The 15,948-nt window shown below is 70.2% G+C and carries 14 protein-coding genes; 5 read left to right on the forward strand and 9 right to left on the reverse strand.

Annotated elements, in window-relative coordinates; all coding sequences use genetic code 11:
- Nucleotides 1–3: 3 nt before the first annotated feature.
- The gene (locus PGH47_RS08280) at nucleotides 4–927 is read right to left on the reverse strand and encodes a LysR family transcriptional regulator (protein ID WP_271662877.1); all 924 of its coding nucleotides are present in this window, start codon (nucleotides 925–927) and stop codon (nucleotides 4–6) included.
- A gap of 70 nt (nucleotides 928–997) precedes the next feature.
- On the opposite strand from PGH47_RS08280, the gene PGH47_RS08285 reads away from it, so the two are divergent.
- Nucleotides 998–2,158, forward strand: coding sequence for a TDT family transporter (locus tag PGH47_RS08285; RefSeq protein WP_271662878.1), 1,161 nt, complete (start codon nucleotides 998–1,000; stop codon nucleotides 2,156–2,158).
- Here PGH47_RS08285 and PGH47_RS08290 read toward each other — a convergent pair.
- From PGH47_RS08290 to PGH47_RS08305, 4 genes are all read right to left on the reverse strand, one after another.
- Nucleotides 2,070–2,789, reverse strand: a complete 720-nt coding sequence (locus PGH47_RS08290) for a helical backbone metal receptor (protein ID WP_271662879.1) — start codon at nucleotides 2,787–2,789, stop codon at nucleotides 2,070–2,072. The genes PGH47_RS08285 and PGH47_RS08290 overlap by 89 nt on opposite strands.
- Nucleotides 2,789–3,358, reverse strand: coding sequence for a helix-turn-helix domain-containing protein (locus tag PGH47_RS08295; RefSeq protein WP_019759881.1), 570 nt, complete (start codon nucleotides 3,356–3,358; stop codon nucleotides 2,789–2,791). Before PGH47_RS08295 ends, PGH47_RS08290 begins: the two co-directional genes overlap by 1 nt.
- A 527-nt stretch (nucleotides 3,359–3,885) precedes the next feature.
- Nucleotides 3,886–5,712 carry an ABC transporter permease/substrate binding protein gene (locus tag PGH47_RS08300; RefSeq protein WP_271662880.1) on the reverse strand — a complete coding sequence of 609 codons (1,827 nt, stop codon included), beginning with the start codon at nucleotides 5,710–5,712 and terminating at the stop codon, nucleotides 3,886–3,888.
- A complete protein-coding gene (locus tag PGH47_RS08305) occupies nucleotides 5,705–6,781 on the reverse strand; it encodes a quaternary amine ABC transporter ATP-binding protein (RefSeq protein ID WP_271662881.1) in 1,077 nt (358 codons plus the stop codon). The genes PGH47_RS08300 and PGH47_RS08305 overlap by 8 nt, the downstream gene beginning before the upstream one ends.
- A 226-nt stretch (nucleotides 6,782–7,007) precedes the next feature.
- Between PGH47_RS08305 and PGH47_RS08310 the strand changes: the two genes are divergently transcribed.
- Together PGH47_RS08310 and PGH47_RS08315 are read left to right on the forward strand one after the other, a co-directional pair.
- Nucleotides 7,008–7,958, forward strand: a complete 951-nt coding sequence (locus PGH47_RS08310; RefSeq protein ID WP_271662882.1) for a 5'-3' exonuclease — start codon at nucleotides 7,008–7,010, stop codon at nucleotides 7,956–7,958.
- A 169-nt stretch (nucleotides 7,959–8,127) separates the two neighbouring features.
- Nucleotides 8,128–8,973, forward strand: coding sequence for a siderophore-interacting protein (locus PGH47_RS08315; protein WP_271662883.1), 846 nt, complete (start codon nucleotides 8,128–8,130; stop codon nucleotides 8,971–8,973).
- A gap of 61 nt (nucleotides 8,974–9,034) precedes the next feature.
- On the opposite strand, the gene PGH47_RS08320 is transcribed toward PGH47_RS08315, so the two are convergent.
- The 3 genes from PGH47_RS08320 to PGH47_RS08330 all read right to left on the reverse strand — a co-directional run bounded on the left by PGH47_RS08320 (nucleotide 9,035) and on the right by PGH47_RS08330 (nucleotide 11,785).
- A complete protein-coding gene (locus PGH47_RS08320; RefSeq protein ID WP_271662884.1) occupies nucleotides 9,035–9,811 on the reverse strand; it encodes an ABC transporter permease in 777 nt (258 codons plus the stop codon).
- A 118-nt stretch (nucleotides 9,812–9,929) separates the two neighbouring features.
- Nucleotides 9,930–10,961 carry an ATP-binding cassette domain-containing protein gene (locus tag PGH47_RS08325; protein WP_271662885.1) on the reverse strand — a complete coding sequence of 344 codons (1,032 nt, stop codon included), beginning with the start codon at nucleotides 10,959–10,961 and terminating at the stop codon, nucleotides 9,930–9,932.
- A 203-nt stretch (nucleotides 10,962–11,164) separates the two neighbouring features.
- Complete coding sequence (locus tag PGH47_RS08330) at nucleotides 11,165–11,785, reverse strand: PadR family transcriptional regulator (protein ID WP_271662886.1); 621 nt, start codon at nucleotides 11,783–11,785, stop codon at nucleotides 11,165–11,167.
- 522 nt (nucleotides 11,786–12,307) lie between these two features.
- Between PGH47_RS08330 and PGH47_RS08335 the strand changes: the two genes are divergently transcribed.
- Both PGH47_RS08335 and PGH47_RS08340 read left to right on the forward strand, forming a co-directional pair.
- Nucleotides 12,308–13,300 (forward strand): terpene synthase family protein, encoded by a 993-nt coding sequence (locus PGH47_RS08335; protein ID WP_271662887.1) that lies wholly within the window; start codon nucleotides 12,308–12,310, stop codon nucleotides 13,298–13,300.
- Nucleotides 13,301–13,501: 201 nt separating this feature from the next.
- The gene (locus PGH47_RS08340; RefSeq protein ID WP_271662888.1) at nucleotides 13,502–14,443 is read left to right on the forward strand and encodes an RluA family pseudouridine synthase; all 942 of its coding nucleotides are present in this window, start codon (nucleotides 13,502–13,504) and stop codon (nucleotides 14,441–14,443) included.
- Between the two features lie 18 nt (nucleotides 14,444–14,461).
- Here the strand turns inward: PGH47_RS08340 and PGH47_RS08345 are convergent, their stop codons facing one another.
- Nucleotides 14,462–15,916, reverse strand: a complete 1,455-nt coding sequence (locus PGH47_RS08345; RefSeq protein ID WP_271662889.1) for a cytochrome P450 — start codon at nucleotides 15,914–15,916, stop codon at nucleotides 14,462–14,464.
- Between the last annotated feature and the right edge of the window lie 32 nt (nucleotides 15,917–15,948).

A 15,948-nucleotide genomic window follows, 5' to 3' on the forward strand; every position in this document is an offset into this window, starting at 1 on the left:
CTTCTACCCCCGGGTCAGCGCCAGCAGGTCGCGCGCAGGACCCACCGGCCGGTGCCCCGTCGGCCATACCGCCCGGAGGTCGCGGGCGAGGGCGACGTCCGCGAGGGGGATGCTGACCAGTCGCCGCATCGACAGCTCCTCCCCCACCGCCAGTTCACTGAGCACCGCCGGCCCCGCCCCGCTCACCGCCGCGGCCTTCACCGCGGTCGTCGACGACAACTCGATCAGCGGCCGCGCCAGACCCCCCAGCGCCGCGTCCAGCACCTGCCGCGTCCCCGACCCCTTCTCCCGCAGGATCAGCGGAGTCGCCGCCAGCTCCGACCCCTGAAGCGGCCGCCGCCGACGCGACCACAGATGCCCCGGCGCCGTCACCACGATCAGGTTGTCGTGGGCGATCACGACGGAGTCCAGCCCCGTCGGCACGGTCAGCCCCTCCACGAACCCCAGGTCCGCCTCGTCCGCCAGCAACCGCTCCGCCACCGCCGCCGAGTTCCCGGCGAGCAGGGACACCGCGGTGTCCGGCCGTTGGGCCCGCAGGGCGAGCAGCCAGCCCGGCAGCAGATACTCCGCGATCGTCATGCTCGCCGCCACCCGCAACCGCGAGTCCCGCCGGTCCCGCAACGCCTGCGCCCCGGCGTCGAACGCCTCCGCCGCCTCCACGATCCGCCGCGCCCAGTCCGTCACCAGCGCACCGGCGTCCGTGAGACGGGAGCCCCGGGGCGACCGGTCCACCAGGGCCACCCCGAGCTGACGCTCCATCGACCGGATCCGGCTGCTCGCCGCGGGCTGGGTGATCCCCAGCTCACGCGCCGCCCCGCCGAGAGAGCCGAGCCGCGCCACCGCCAGCAACAGCTCCAACCCGCCGAGATCCGGGACGCGGTGCGCCAGGGTTCCCGCGCGAAACTGCCCCTCCGCCGCCTCAGTCATAAGCCCAGTTTATGTCGCCATAGAGGCAACCTCCCTGGTGGGAGGCGACCGGCGCGACCACCCTGAGCACATGGTCACCGTCGCCCGTCACCTCGGGCCCATTCCTCGCCTCGGCACGGTCCGTCACCTCGGACCCAACTGGTACTCCGCCGTCATGGGTACCGCCGCCGTCGCCACCGCGGGAGCCGGACTGCCGTTCCAGGTACCCGGTCTGCGCCCCCTGTGCACAGCGGTCTGGGTGTTCTCCCTCCTCCTGCTGCTCGCTCTGCTCGGCGCCCGCGCCCGGCACTGGACCCGCCACCGCGACCAGGCCCGCGCCCACCTCCTCGACCCGGCCATGGCGCCCTTCTACGGCTGCCTGTCCATGGCGCTGCTCGCGGTCGGCGGCGGCGCCCTCGCCGTCGGCCGGGACTGGATCGGCTCCGCGGCGGCGGTGGCACTCGACGCCGTGCTGTTCGTCGCCGGTACGGCGATCGGTCTCGCGGCCTCCGTCGCCGTCCCGTACCTCATGGCCGTACGCCATCGGATCGAACCGTCGCAGGCCACGCCCGTGTGGCTGCTGCCGCTCGTCGCGCCGATGGTGTCCGCCGCGCTCGGGCCGCTGCTGGTGCCGCATCTGCCGCCGGGGCAGGCCCGGGAGACGCTGCTGCTCGCCTGCGTCGCGATGTTCGGGCTCAGCCTGCTCGCCACCTTGCTGATGCTGCCGCTGGTCTTCGCCCGGCTGATCACCGGCGGTCCGCTGCCCCTCGCGCTCACCCCGACCCTGTTCCTGGTGCTGGGCCCGCTCGGGCAGTCCACCACCGCCGTCGGCGCGTTCGCCGACGTCGCCCCGGGGGTGGTCCCGGCGCCGTACAGCGAGGGCTTCGGGATTCTCGCCGTCCTGTACGGCGTGCCGGTGATGGGCTTCGCGCTGCTGTGGTTCGGGCTGGCCACCGCCCATGTGGTGCGCGCCAGGCGGCACGGCATGGGCTTCGCGATGACCTGGTGGGCCTTCACCTTCCCGGTCGGCACCTGTGTCACCGGCGCCGCGGCGCTGGCCCGACACACCGGGCTCGTGGTCTACGAAGGGCTGGCCGTCGGGCTGTACGCCGTGCTCGTCGTGGCCTGGGCCGCGGCAGCCGTCCACACCGCCCGCGGGCTGCTCAGCGGCGCGCTGCTCGCAGCGCCTCGGACAGTACTCGTGGCGCCTCGGCCAGTGACGGGCCGTACCACGTCAGGTGCCGTCCGCTGACGAGCGCGCAGGGCAGGCCGGGGAACGCCTCCGGGCCGTCGTCGGCGGTGAAGCGGTAGGGCTCGTCGGGCAGCACGACGACGTCCGGGGCCGCCGCGAGCAGGTCGTGCAGGGGGATGCGCGGGTAGCGGTCCTCGTGGGCCGCATACAGGTGGTCCACGCCGAGGCGGGCCAGGACGTCGCCCGCGAAGGTGTCGCGGCCCAGCACCATCCAGGGCCGCCGCCAGATCGGCACCACGGCCGTCGTACGGCGGTCCGGGGCCGGCGGTGACGACCAGGTCCGCTCCGCCTCCTCCAGCCAGCGCGGGCGGGCCGGCACTCCGCAGGCGTCCAGGACGCGCGCCAGCTCGCGGAAGGCCTGCGGGACGTCCCGCACCTCGGTCACCAGGACCTCGACGCCGGCCGTGCGCAGGGCGTCGAGGTCGGGGGCGCGGTTCTCCTCCTCGTTGGCGATCACCAGGTCGGGCGCGAGGGCGACGATCCGGTCCACCTTCGGGTTCTTGGTGCCGCCGACGCGGGTGACGTCCAGGCCGACGGGGTGGCTGCACCAGTCCGTGGCGCCGACGAGGGCACCCGGGGCCGAGACGGCCACGGCCTCCGTCAGGGACGGCACCAGGGAGACGACGCGCATCAGCGTCCCGGCCGGTCCCGGACCGCCTCGATGTGCTCCGCCACCGCGACGACGACCACACGGGTGTCCGGCACGGTCGCGCGCCAGCGGTGGCGCACCCCGCCGGTGAGGTAGAGGGTGTCGCCGCGGCCGAGGCGATAGGCGCGGCCCTCGGCCTCGATCTCGACGGCGCCGTCGGCGACGTACATCAACTGGTCGTTGCGGTACTGGAATTCACGGCCCGCGTCATGGTCGCCGGTGAACTCCGAGGCGTGCATCTGGTGGTGACCGCGCACCAGGGACCGCGTCCGGGGCTCCGGCGCCAGTTCGGTGGTGTCGGCCCGCACGACGTCGACGCTGCACGCGGGGTCGGCGGCGGCGAGGAGTTCGACGGCGGTCGTCCGCAGCGCGTCGGCGACCTTCTCCAGGGAGCTTCGGCTGGGGCGCGCCCGGTCGTTCTCGACCTGGCTCAGGAAGGGCACCGACAGACCGCTGCGCTCGGCCACGACGGCGAGCGTGAGGTCCAGCGCGCGGCGTCGCCGCCGTACGGCCGCGCCCACCCGAAGGGGCTGTTCTTTGTGGTCGCCCATCGCTCCGGCTCCCTCCTTCGCTCGTCGGTCCACTGTCCTCGCGCCCGACTTCCGGCGCACACCTTCTGTTGAGTTCTCTGCACCCTACGCATGTTCGGCAAACCGTTTCACGCGGCCGTCACATCGACGACACATCGGGTGAGGTACGACCCACAGGTTCGCGCCAGCCGATCCGCTCGTGCGACCCGCCGGGCGCCCCCGTGGCGCCCCTGACTGCCGCTCAGTACGCGAGCGCCGCTGTTCTGTTCAATGCGTCCGCACACTCCCATCTTCCCTCTTCCTCGCCGATGGGCGAGCCTGGGGAAAGAGGCGGTGAGGGGGATCGCGCGGCGGCGGGAAGTCGGTGCCGGTCAGAGGGAGTTCGTACGGCCCGGCTCAGGTGGTGGGATAGCGCTGCGTGGTTGGCCGGATCCTTTTCGTAGCATGCCGGGTGACTATGCGGAGATGCCGCGAGGGGTGGGTCAGCCGTACGGAGGGGAAAACGTACGGCGTGACCCACCCCTCGGGTGGCGGTCGGGCCCGTCAGGTCACCCGGCCGCCTGGCTCTTCTCCTGGGACCCGGCGACCGGGGCCCACTTGTCCAGCAGGCCCGGGTTCCGGTTCAGCCAGGTGCGCACCGCGTCCTGCTCCTTGCCCTTGCCTGCCTTGGTGATCTGCGACTCCAGGCTCGTGAGCTGCTTCTCGGTCATGGAGAAGTCCTTCAGCCACTTGCCGACCTCGGGGTTGTCCCCCGCGAAGCCCTTGCGGGCCAGCGTGTGCACGCCGTCGCCCTTGCCCCAGGCGCCCTTGGGGTCCTTGAGCTTGGTCAGGTCGTAGTCGCTGTACGCCCAGTGCGGCGACCAGAGCGTGACGAGGACGGGCTCCTTCTTGGCGTACGCGCGCTTGAGCTCGGCGAGCATCGCGGGCGTGGAGCCGTCGACGACCTCGTACGTGCCCTCAAGGCCGTACTTCTTGAGGACCGTGTCCTTGAGCATGCCCATCATTCCGGCGCTCGGCTCGATGCCGATGATCTTGCCCTTGAACTTGGAGGCGTTGTTCTTGAGGTCCTCCAGCGAGTTCACGCCCTTGACGTACGAGGGGACGCTGAGCTCCAGGGAGGTGGGGCCGTACCAGGAGCCGAGGTCCTCCAGCTGCTTCCCGTACTTCTTCCAGTACTCGGCGTGCGTGGTGGGCAGCCAGGAGTCCGTCTCGAAGTCGATCTGGCCGGTGGCGAGGCCGGTGTAGAGGGGCCCGGCGGCGTACTGGCTGGTGGTGACCTTGAAGCCGCGCCGCTCCAGCAGTTCCTTCCAGAGGTACGTGGAGGCGATGCCCTCGTCCCACGGGATGTAGCCGATCTTGAGCTCCTTGCCCTTGCCGACGTCCGTGGCGGAGGCCGCGGCGGTGCCGGAGGTGGGGCCGAACACGCCCATGCCGCCCGCGACGAGGGCCAGGGCGGCCACGCCGGCGACGGCGACGACCGGGCGAGGACGGTGGTTCCAGACCTTGATGCCGCCCGCGGCACGCGCCTTGGCGGCGGCACGGCGGCCGAGCGGGGAGATCTGCGCGCCGAGCGCGCCCGTGATGCGGTCCAGGTAGATGGCGAGGACGACGATGCCGACGCCCGCCTCGAAGCCGAAGCCGATGTCGAGCTGGCCGATGGCCTGGTTGACCGCGCCACCCAGGCCGCCGGTGCCGACCATGCCGGCGATGACCACCATCGACAGGCTCAGCATGATGACCTGGTTGATGCCCGCCATGATCGTCGGCAGGGCGAGCGGCAGCTGGACGCGCAGCAGGGTGTCACGGGGTGTGGTGCCGAACGCCTCGGCCGCCTCGACCAGCTCGGCGTCGACCTGGCGGATGCCGAGCTCGGTCATGCGGACGCCGGGGGCGAGCGCGAAGATCAGGGTGGCGATGACACCGGCGGCGGTGCCCAGGCCGAAGAAGAGGATGGCCGGGATCAGCAGCACCATCGACGGCATCGTCTGGAGCAGGTCCAGGACGGGCCGGACGGTCGCGCTGACCGTCTTGGAGCGGGCCGCCCAGATGCCCAGCGGGACCGAGAGCACCAGGGCGATGGCGGTGGCGACCAGGACGAGGGCGAGCGTGGACATGGCCCGGTCCCACAGTTCGAGCGAGTCGATCAGCGCGAACCCGCCGAAGGCGAGGACGCCCGCGACCACACCGCGCAGCCACCAGGCCAGCACGGCGAGGATGCCGGCGAGGAGCAGCGGCTCGGGGGCCGTCAGGACGGCGTTGACGCCGTCGTACATGCCCTCCACGACCGCCTTGATCGCGTCGAAGAGCCAGCCCATGTGGGCGACCAGCCAGTCCACGCCGGAGTCGACCCAGTCGCCGAGATGCAGCCTAGGCATGGGCGATCACCTTCCCCTCCGGGTTGTCGCAGGGCGAGGGATCGGCGCTCTCGTCGCCGAGGAACCCGACCAGCCGCTGGCGCGGTACGACGCCGATGACCCGGTTCTCCTCGTCCACGACCGTCACGCGGTGCGACAGGCGGGCGCTGATCGCGCACAGCTCCACGAACGACGTCTCGCTGGTCGCGGTCTCGCAGGTGCACAGCGGGGCGTCGGCGGTGACCGAGGTGTCCATGAGGGCGCCCGCGGTCAGTACGCGCGAGCGGTCGACGTCCTGGATGAAGGAGGCGACGTAGTCGTCGGCCGGGCGCAGGAGGATGTCCTCGGCGCTGCCGGTCTGCACGATGCGGCCGTCGCGCATGACGGCGATGCGGTCGCCGAGGCGCATGGCCTCGTTGAGGTCGTGGGTGATGAAGACGATCGTCTTCTTCAGGGTCTTCTGGAGCTGGAGCAGCTGGTCCTGCATGTCGCGGCGGATCAGCGGGTCGAGCGCGCTGAAGGACTCGTCCATCAGCAGCAGGTCGGCGTCGGTGGCGAGGGCGCGGGCGAGGCCCACACGCTGCTGCATGCCGCCGGACAGCTCGTCGGGCCAGGACTTCTCCCAGCCGCCAAGGCCGCACAGCTGAAGGGCCTCGGCGGCGCGCTTCTCGCGCTCGGCGCGGGGCACGCCCTGGACGGCGAGGCCGTAGGCGGCGTTCTCCAGCACGCTGCGGTGCGGGAACAGCGCGAAGTGCTGGAACACCATGCTGATCTTCTTGGCGCGGACCTCGCGCAGCTCGCGGTCGCTGATCGCGGTCAGGTCCCGGCCGTCGAAGCGGACCTGGCCCGCGGTCGGCTCGAGGAGCCCGTTGAGCAGGCGCAGCAAGGTGGACTTGCCGGACCCGGACAGGCCCATGACGACGAAGATCTGGCCGGGTTCGACGGTGAAGGAGGCGTCGATCACGGCGGCGGTGGTGCCGTCGGCGCGCAGCTCCTCACGGTCGGCTCCCTGGCGGAGCCGCTCGACGGCCTTCTCCGGTCGTCTGCCGAACACCTTGTACAGATGGTCGGCCTCAAGCCTGGATGACACGGGTACCTCTTGTCTCGACGGCAGATGAACGGAGCGACTGGCGCAACAGTTGCGCAGGGGGCGTCGCTCCGGGCTGGCGCCTGCCCTGGTTACCCGCACACAAACGCACAAGTGGTCCAGGCCACAGGGTGGGTACGCAGCGCGACGCGGCGCTCACCGAACGGCTCGACGTCGATGCAGTACGGCGTGAAGGCTCGACGTCGGCGCCGTACGGCGTGAAGGCTCGATGTCAGTGCCGTACGGCATGATGCGTGGCGTGACCGGACGACTGATGCTCCTCGACACCGCCTCGCTGTACTTCCGCGCCTACTTCGGCGTCCCGGACTCCGTGAAGGCGCCGGACGGTTCCCCGGTGAACGCCGTGCGCGGGCTCCTCGACTTCATCGACCGCCTGGTCAAGGACCACCGGCCGGACGCGCTGGTGGCCTGCATGGACGCCGACTGGCGGCCCGAGTGGCGGGTCGAGCTGATCCCCTCCTACAAGGCGCACCGGGTCGCCGAGGAGCGCGAGGTGGGCCCTGACGAGGAGGAGGTACCGGACACGCTGTCGCCGCAGGTGCCGGTCATCGAGGCCGTCCTGGACGCGCTCGGCATCGCGCGCGTGGGCGTCACCGGGTACGAGGCGGACGACGTGATCGGCACGTTCACGGCACGCGCGAAGGGCCCGGTCGACATCGTCACCGGCGACCGCGACCTGTACCAGCTGGTGGACGACGAGCGCGGGGTGCGGGTGCTGTACCCCCTCAAGGGCGTCGGCACCCTCCAGCTCACCGACGAGAGCTGGCTGCGCGAGAAGTACGGCGTCGACGGCGGCGGGTACGCCGATCTGGCGCTGCTGCGCGGCGACCCGAGCGACGGCCTGCCGGGCGTGCCCGGGATCGGCGAGAAGACGGCCGCGAAGCTGCTGGCCGAGTTCGGCGACCTGGCCGGGATCATGGCGGCGGTCGACGACCCGAAGGCCAGGCTGACGCCCTCGCAGCGCAAGCGGCTGGACGAGTCGCGGCCGTATGTCGCCGTCGCCCCGAAGGTCGTACGGGTCGCGCAGGACGTCCCGCTGCCCGACGTCGACACCACACTGCCGCGCACACCCCGGGATCCGGCGGGCCTTGACGAGCTGGCGGTGCGCTGGGGGCTGGGCGGGTCGCTCCAGCGGCTTCTGGTGACGCTGGGGGCGTGAGACGACGGGGCGTGAAAGCGCGTCCCGGTCGCGCGCTTGGGGCTCGTGACACGGGGAATTCGTTCCGTAGATGAGCGACATGCACCGATCCATGAACGTTCATAGCGGCATTCGCCAGGCGGAGGTGCTAACTTAGGTAAACCTAAGCTTGGAACGAGGGAGGCCAGTGATGGCGCTACGCCCTGCCCGCAAGCCGCGGAAGCCCCACTGCGCGCAGGTCATCCGTACCGAACGGCTGACCCCGCACATGCAGCGTGTGGTGCTGGGCGGTGAGGGGCTCGCCGATTTCGCGGCCGACACCTGCACGGACCATTACGTGAAGATGCTGTTCTCCCCCGACGGCGCGAGCTACCCCGAGCCGTTCGACCTGGAGCGCATCCGCGAGGAGCTGCCGCGCGAGCAGTGGCCGGTGACGCGGACGTACACCGTGCGGGCCTGGGATCCCGAGCATCGTGAACTGACCCTGGACTTCGTGCTGCACGGCGACGAGGGCCTGGCCGGCCCCTGGGCGATGCGCGCCGAGCCGGGCGAGACCGTGCATTTCATGGGCCCCGGCGGCGCCTACGCCCCCGACCCGGACGCCGACTGGCATCTGCTGGTCGGCGACGAGAGCGCGCTGCCCGCGATCGCCCGCTCCCTGGAGTCACTGCCGGAAGGTGCCACGGCGTACGCCTTCGTGGAGATCTCCGGCCCCGAGGAGGAGCAGAAGATCGACTCCGACGTGGAGGTCATCTGGCTGCACCGCGGCTCGCGGCCGGTCGGCGAGGCTCTGGTCGAGGCCGTGCGCACGCTCGCCTTCCCCGAGGGCCGGGCGCACGCGTTCGTGCACGGCGAGGCCCACTTCGTGAAGGAGCTGCGCCAACTGCTGCGCGTCGACCGCGGCATCCCCCGCGAGGACCTCTCCATCTCCGGCTACTGGCGCCTCGGCCACAACGAGGACGGCTGGCAGGCGTCGAAGCGGGACTGGAACGCCCGGATCGAGGCGGAGCAGGAGGGGGCGGCGCCGGCGGCGTAGCCCTGATCGGACGTTCGGAAGGGGCGGCACCCTCGCGGGGTGCCGCCCCTTTTTGGTGCCCTCAGACCGAGCGCTGGTAGGAGCGGAACGTCCGGATGGACAGCCACACCGCGGCGACCGCCAGCGCCAGCAGCCCGCCGCCCCGGGTGAGGACGTCGCCCCAGTCGGGGTGGTCGGACATCGCCGAACGGCCCGCGACCATGGCCCAGTCGAGCGGGTTGAAGTCGGCGATGTGCCGCATCCAGCCCGGCATCTGTGACGGCGCCATGAAGGCGGAGGAGAGGAAGGTCAGCGGCAGCAGCAGGAACGTGTTGATGCCGATGATCGACTCACGCTCCCGCACCAGCATGCCAAGTGCGTTGGACAGCGCCCCGAAGACCGTGCCGAGCAGGACCGCGGCGACGACCAGGACGGCGATGCCGACGATGCCGCCCGGGTAGTCGGCGCCGCCCAGCAGGCCGAGCAGCACGATGACGACCGACTGGAGGGCGGTGACCAGGCCGTTGTTGACGACGTTGCCGTTCATCAGCGCGGCCCGGCTGACCGGGGTGGTCAGGAACCGGTCGAGGGTGCCGCGCTGGATCTCGTCCAGCGTGGTCATCCCGGCCCACATGTTGGAGCTGAGGGCGCTCATCACGACGACGCCCGGTACCAGGTAGTCGAGGTAGGAGGTGGTGCCGAAGCCGCCGAGCTCGACGACCTTCCTGAAGAGACTGCCGAACAGGAAGAGCCAGATGACCGGTTGGATCAGGGTGATGACCGCGTAGGCAGGCTGCCGTACGAACACCATGAGTTGACGCTGCGTCATGTACCAGGTCTGGGAGATCGCGGCGCTCATCGCGCACCACCGGTCCCGGCGAGGTTCGCGGTGGTCATCGCGCACCTCCGGTCCGTCCCGGCGGAAATCGCTGTGCTCATCGGGCACCTCCGGTCCGTCCCGGCGGAAATCGCTGTGCTCATCGGGCACCTCCGGTCCCGGCGAGGACGAGGTCCTCGGAGCGGTCTGCCTCGGCCTCGGCGTAACGGCGGCCCGCGTAGCGGAGGTAGACGTCGTCGAGGGACGGACGGGCGACGGTCGCGGTGGCGACTCCGACCCCGGCGCGTTCCAGCGCGGCGAGCAGCGCGGGCATCGCCGCGGCGCCCTCGTCGGCCCGCACGCTGACGCGGCGCCCGTCGACCAGCACCTCGTGCACGCCCGGCAGCCCGTCGAGCGCACCGACGAGGAGCGTTCGCCCCGCGTCCCCGACCGACTGGCGCAGCTCCACATGGACGGCGTCACCACGAAGTTCGCCCTTGAGGGCGTCCGGGGTGCCGGCGACGACGATCCGGCCGCGGTCGACGATCGCGATGCGCTCGGCGAGCCGGTCGGCCTCCTCCAGATAGTGCGTGGTGAGCAGGACGGTCATGCCGTCCTCGACGGCCAGCCGCCCGATCTCGTCCCACATCGCGGCGCGGGTCTCGGGGTCGAGTCCGGTGGTGGGCTCGTCCAGGAACAGCACCTCGGGACGGTGCACAAGCCCGAGGGCGACGTCGAGTCGGCGGCGCATTCCGCCGGAGTACCCCTTGACGGGGCGGTCGGCGGCGTCGGTGAGCCGGAAGCGGTCGAGCAGCTCGGCGACCCGGCGGCCGAGATCGGCGCGGCCCAAGCCGTACAGCCTGCCCTGCAGTTGCAGGTTCTCGCGCCCGGTGGCGACCGGGTCCGCGCCGGAGCTCTGGGCGACCACACCGATCGCGCGGCGCACCCGGTCAGGGTGGCGCAGCACGTCGTGGCCGGCGACGGTGGCCGAGCCCGAGTCGGGGCGGGCCAGAGTGGTGAGGATCTTGACGGTCGTGGACTTGCCGGCGCCGTTGGGCCCGAGGAGGCCGAAGACGGTGCCGGGCTCGACGGTGATGTCCATGCCGTTGAGTGCGGTGACCTCGCCGTAGGTCTTGATCAGTTGGCGCGCCTCGACCGCGGGCGCACGGGTGCCTGGGCTGGTACTGCTCATGACGACTGCTCTCCTGGTGAGCGGATGCGTGATCGATCCGCGTGAGGAGCGCCGGGCTATCCTGGGTGTGCCGCACCTCGATCGCCCGGTCGCGCCTCAGGGCGGACTCGGTTCGGGGTTCGAGACCCTGGCGGGGCTGCTGCAACAGCACCGCCGGGGTCTGTTTTCTCGGAGTCGCTGGGTGACTCCTGTATCTGGAGCTGCTAGGTGAACTCCTGCGGCATCTCCCCCGTCTCGTGATACCGCCGCCACGGCTCGACGCCGGGCAGGGTGCCCTTCCTGATCTCCTCAAGAAAGCCGCGGACCCACTCGGCCTGCGCCTCGACCATGTGCAACTGGTACTCGGTCTCGACCAGGAAGAGCCTCGGCAGCGTCTCGTAGAGCTTCTCCAGCGCTCCACGGCCGCTCGCCGCCTGCACCTCCAGGGCCTTGACGCGCTCCTCCAGCAGCCGCACCACCTCGTCGGGCGGCAGCGCGCCCATCAGCGAGAGCGCGGTCTCGAAGATCGGGTACTCCTTCGCGGGCACGGCCATGAGGTCCGACAACCACTCGGTCATCTCCTCACGGCCGGCCTCGGTGAGCCCGTACACCGTGCGCTCGGGCCGGTTTCCCTGCTTCTGCACGTCCGTGACCTCGACGAATCCATGCTTCTCGAGGTTCTGCACGACGGTGTACAGCGAGCCGTAGTTGATCTTCGTACTGGCGTCCTTGCCCTGCTGCCGCAGGGTCTGCGCGATCTCGTACGGATGCATCGGCTTCTGCCACAGCGTCGTCAGCACGGCGAGCGCGAGCGGATTGCTGAGCTTGCGGCGCCTCAGGGCCATGATCTCTACCTCGCATCCGAATATCCGTGGCCGAACATATCGCGAGCTGACTCAATGAGTCAATAGACACGATGTATCGCGTTTGAGGCAGCGCGACCAAGCGATGCCGGCCGCGCACGCGAGTGGCGACTTGTCCGCAGACCATGAGTATTGGCCGCGATCCGCAGGGCACTTCAGCAGATCCACGGCAATCTGCGCAGATCCCACCCCTGGCGGGCCGGCACACAGGTCCGCTCGATCTTCGTCTCAACACTGCGGCCAGCGGTGGTGCTGCGTGCGCCGATTCGTGCGCCCTGCCGTGCGGGGTACGCGCGCTCTTACCATAGGATTGAAGTCGGCCATAATTTCGAGTGGGAGGTCCCGTTAGCCGATTTGTCAGGTCCGGATGCACGCCCAAGCAGCCACGAGCTCAAGGCGGACGACAGCGGGACCATCGTGCTGATTTGACGCCGCTTCAGGAGCGGGTGGCCCACTGCCGAGCCGATTGTCGTCAGCTCCATATGCACAGGTTGAAGGTGCCGCATGCCCCTTGACGAACAACCCGTGAACATAGAGATCCGCTACCCCGTCTCCTGGATGAAACCGGCCCGCGAAGGTCTCGCCGAGAAGCTCGACGGCGCCGCGTTGGCCTGGCTGGACAAGCACGGTCTGTTGACGGACCCGGAGAACCGGCGCAACGCTGAGACCTGCGACTTGGGACAGGCTGTCGCGCTAAGTAACCCCACCGCGCAATCGGAAGACCGGCTGACCTTCTATGCCAGGTTCCTGGGCCTGTGGTTCCTCTACGAGGACAGCATCGAAGGAATCGGCACCCAGGACGGCTATCCCGGCTTGATCTCGAAGGCCCTCACCACGGGGTTCAGCTCTGAGTCACTGTCGGCCACGCCGACACTGACCCCATGGCTGGCACTTGGCAGCGAGATGACCGAGAACATGAGCCCCCAGTGGTGCCGACGCTTCACCGCTCGGTTCGAAGCGTGGCAGTACTCCGTCGCTGACGAGGCGATTCTCTTCCGTCGCGAGGGACTGGCAGCCGATCTCGACACATACCTGACGGTTCGCCTGCACACACTGGGGATGTACGTCGCCACCGACATGATCGAGTACACCCTGGGGCGAGAACTGCCGCCAGAAGTCTTCGCCGACCCGGATGTCACCGAGATCTACCGCCTCATCTCAGCTCTGTGCCTCGTCGACAACGATCTGCACTGCATCACCAAGGACCGGGTCGCAGGGTTTCCCAACCTCGTCTCGGCCACCGCGCGGGACCGGGGCCTGAGCGAGGTCCAGAGTTGCGCACGACTGCTGGACTGGCACGATCAGCTCGTGAGCCGATTCATGTCGGTGGAGCGCCGGCTTCGCAGCAGCCGGACAGACATCGATATCGGGTGGTGGCTGGACTGCGTGCACTTCATGATCACTGGTCTGTGCCTCTGGCACCGAAACGCGCCCAGGTACCAGGTGGAGCACAGGACCGCCGAGGGCCGACGTATAAGGCTCGTCCTCGGGTCCTGACTCGGTCGGCTGTCGGCCCCGAGTGCTTCGAGTTCACTGCCCGTTGGGGTGATCATCGTGCCGATCACTGCCGCTGGTCCCTGGATGCGAGGCCGGACGACCAATCCGAAACTGGCTACCGACGACGCCGGGATCCTGCCCGGCTATGAGGGGCAGTCTCTGGCGTCGGCCGCCGAACAATCTCTCGTACGCTTGATCGTGATGAGACGCCGTACTCCGCCCCCGTCCTCTCCCCTGCCGCAGCGCGACGGGGTGGATCCGGTGCGGGTGCGGTTGCCTGTCGGGGACGGGTGGGCCACCGTACGCGATCATCTCGTGACGCGGCTCGCGGCCGGGGCCGGAGCGATCGACGGGATGCTCGACGCGGGGCTGATCGTGGACGCCGCGGGGCGCCCGGTGACGCGGGACACGGCCTACGTGCCGGGGATGTACGTGTGGTTCCATCGGCAGCTGCCCGATGAGGAGCGGGTGCCGTTCGCAATCGACGTTCTCTACCGGGACGACCACCTTGTGGTGGCCGACAAGCCACACTTCCTTGCCACCACACCACGCGGCAGCCATGTCGCCGAGACTGCCCTGGCACGACTGCGGCGGCAGCTGGGCGTCCCGACGCTGGGCGCGGCGCATCGGTTGGACAGGCTGACGGCCGGCCTGGTGCTGTTCACCGTGCGGCCCGAGGAACGCGGCTCCTACCAGTCACTGTTCCGCGACAAGCGGGTGGCGAAGGAGTACGAGGCCGTGGCCCGGTACGAACCCGCACTGGACCTGCCACGCACTGTGCGCAGCCGGATCGTCAAGGAACGCGGGGTGATGGCGGCCCGGGAGGTCGAGGGCGAGCCCAACGCCGTCAGCCGGGTCGAGTTGCTGGAGCACCACAACGGGCTCGCCCGGTACCGGCTGATGCCGAGTACCGGGCAGACGCACCAACTTCGGGTGCACATGAGCACGCTGGGGGTACCTATCCTCGGCGATCCCCTCTATCCCGTGGTGACCGGGCCTGTGGCGGACGGTGACTTCCGACGCCCGCTCCAACTGCTGGCGCGGGTGCTGGAGTTCACTGATCCGGTGACGGGGCGCGAGCACAGGTTCGTCAGCTCGCGCCTGCTACAGGCCTGGTCGTCGTACGACGAGTGGGCCGGGTAGCCCCGTTGGCCGATCGGCTCAGTCGCCGCGCCACCAGCGCAGGAGACGCCGGAACACACCTGGCCGGCTGACCGGTTCGTGCGTGGCCGCCGGTGTCGGAACGGCGTGCTCCGAACCAGGCTGCGGCGGCACCGCACCGACCGGCCGGCTCCACGGTGGCACCGGGTTGCCGGAGGACCGCTCTGTGACGCCCTGCTGGGGCTTCGGCGCGAACTTCACCGGCAGCTGCACCAGGTGCCGGCTGGAGACCGATGAGCGCCAGCTCAGCTCGTCCTCGTCACAGGCGAGTTGGACGTCCGGCAGGCGGGTCAGCAGCGCGTCGACGCCGACGTCGGCGATGGCGCGGCCGATGTCCTGGCCCGGGCACTCATGAGGGCCGCCACCGAAGGCAAGGTGGGAGCGGTTGCCCTGCATGTTGGCCTTGAGGTCGGGTCGGACGCGCGGGTCGACGTTGCCCGGCGCGATGCCGAAGAGGAGGCCGTCGCCCTTGCGGATGCGCTGGGTGCCCAGCTCGGTGTCCTGCTTCGCGATGTACGGCAGGACGATGCTGAACGGCGGCTCGTCCCACAGGGACTGCTCGACAGCCTGGGGCACCGTCATCTGGCCGCCCTTGAGCTGGGCTCGGAACCGTGGGTCGGTGAGCACCACCCGCAGTACGTTGGCGAGCAGGTTGGCGGTGTTCTCGTACGCCGCCATCAGGACGATGCGCAGGTGCTGGCCGACCTCGTCGTCGGTGAGCCGGGCCGGGTGGTTGATGAGGTGGCTGGTGAAGTCATCCTGGGGTTCGGCTCGGAGGCGGGCGGTGAGCCGCATCAGGACGTCCATGACGTACGCGTTGCTGGCGATCGAGGTCTCGGTGCCCTTGGGCAGGTCGCGGGCGGCCTGCACGAGCCGGTCGTTGTACTCGTCCGGCATGCCGAGGATCTCGCACATCACTGCCATGGGAAGGTGCTCGGCGAACTGGCTGACCAGATCGGCCCTGCCCTGCTCACAGAACTTGTTGACGAGCTGTTGGGTCGCTCGGTTGATGTGGCGGCGGATGCCCCGATGGTCAATGGTCGACATGGCGCCCGTTACGGCGCCGCGCAACCGCAGGTGCTCATCACCCTCGGCGTGGCTGCAGACGGGCTGCCAGGCGAAGACCGGCATGAGCGGATGGTCGGGTTTGACCGTGCCGTCCTGCAAGGCGCTCCACAACCGGCTGTCACGGCAGTACTGCGAGGGGGTGCTCACCATGTGCAGGTTCTCGGCGTGGCCGAGCACCACCCAGACCGGCACGTCCTGGTGCAGCAGCGCGGGCGCCACGGAGCCGTGCTCGGCACGGAGCTTCTCGTAGACCGCTCCCAGGTCCTCTGCCTCGGGACCGTGCAGGCGACGCAGGCCGCCGGGGCCGATGTCATGTGCGGGGCAGCCGGGAGGCGGGGCGGCAGTGGGCTCGTCCGTACCGATCGGGGAGTGAGATTCAGGCGTCACGATGGTCGCTCCGAAGCTGAAGTGTGTACAGG

This window comes from Streptomyces sp. HUAS 31 (assembly GCF_028198125.1).
Classification (GTDB): domain Bacteria; phylum Actinomycetota; class Actinomycetes; order Streptomycetales; family Streptomycetaceae; genus Streptomyces; species Streptomyces chartreusis.

What these genes read in the sequence shown, in the direction of transcription:
- PGH47_RS08295 (WP_019759881.1), bottom strand. Translation starts at nt 3,358, where the DNA reads ATGGGCGACCACAAAGAACAGCCCCTTCGGGTGGGCGCGGCCGTACGG.
- PGH47_RS08280 (WP_271662877.1), bottom strand. Translation starts at nt 927, where the DNA reads ATGACTGAGGCGGCGGAGGGGCAGTTTCGCGCGGGAACCCTGGCGCAC.
- PGH47_RS08325 (WP_271662885.1), bottom strand. Translation starts at nt 10,961, where the DNA reads ATGAGCAGTACCAGCCCAGGCACCCGTGCGCCCGCGGTCGAGGCGCGC.
- PGH47_RS08335 (WP_271662887.1), top strand. Translation starts at nt 12,308, where the DNA reads ATGCCCCTTGACGAACAACCCGTGAACATAGAGATCCGCTACCCCGTC.
- PGH47_RS08340 (WP_271662888.1), top strand. Translation starts at nt 13,502, where the DNA reads ATGAGACGCCGTACTCCGCCCCCGTCCTCTCCCCTGCCGCAGCGCGAC.
- PGH47_RS08330 (WP_271662886.1), bottom strand. Translation starts at nt 11,785, where the DNA reads ATGGCCCTGAGGCGCCGCAAGCTCAGCAATCCGCTCGCGCTCGCCGTG.
- PGH47_RS08315 (WP_271662883.1), top strand. Translation starts at nt 8,128, where the DNA reads ATGGCGCTACGCCCTGCCCGCAAGCCGCGGAAGCCCCACTGCGCGCAG.
- PGH47_RS08310 (WP_271662882.1), top strand. Translation starts at nt 7,008, where the DNA reads ATGTCAGTGCCGTACGGCATGATGCGTGGCGTGACCGGACGACTGATG.
- PGH47_RS08290 (WP_271662879.1), bottom strand. Translation starts at nt 2,789, where the DNA reads ATGCGCGTCGTCTCCCTGGTGCCGTCCCTGACGGAGGCCGTGGCCGTC.
- PGH47_RS08300 (WP_271662880.1), bottom strand. Translation starts at nt 5,712, where the DNA reads ATGCCTAGGCTGCATCTCGGCGACTGGGTCGACTCCGGCGTGGACTGG.
- PGH47_RS08320 (WP_271662884.1), bottom strand. Translation starts at nt 9,811, where the DNA reads ATGAGCGCCGCGATCTCCCAGACCTGGTACATGACGCAGCGTCAACTC.
- PGH47_RS08285 (WP_271662878.1), top strand. Translation starts at nt 998, where the DNA reads ATGGTCACCGTCGCCCGTCACCTCGGGCCCATTCCTCGCCTCGGCACG.